The following is a 365-nucleotide window of genomic DNA, read 5'->3' on the forward strand; positions in this document are numbered from 1 at the left end:
CCTACAGGAGCAACGGCACAGTGGTAGATGTACAAACCAGCTTGCAGTGCTTTGAAGCTGAAGGTAGAAGTGTGGCCAGGAGCAGTAAAGGTAGCTTCTGCACCACCGCCTTGACCGGTAGCAGCGTGGAAGTCAACGTTATGAGGAACGGTAGAAGAAGGATTGTTAGAGAATTCTACTTCTACGGTATCGCCTTCGCGTACACGGATCATTTGGCCTGGAACGTCACCGTTGAATGTCCAGTAATGGTATTCAACACCATCTTCCATGGTCATGGTTTTTTCGATGGTTTCCATTTTAACGCGTACTTTAGCCGGATGATCGCGATCAGTTGGAGGTGGAACTTCCGGAGCGTGAGTTACGAT

The 365-nt window shown here is 49.0% G+C and carries 1 protein-coding gene; it reads right to left on the reverse strand.

Features of this window, described 5'->3' with window-relative positions; all coding sequences use genetic code 11:
• Positions 1-365 (reverse strand): multicopper oxidase domain-containing protein (locus ACTHSP_RS22825; RefSeq protein WP_440347106.1); only part of this gene is annotated, 365 nt, incomplete at both ends.

It is taken from the genome of Neisseria sp. P0001.S005 (genome assembly GCF_051963715.1).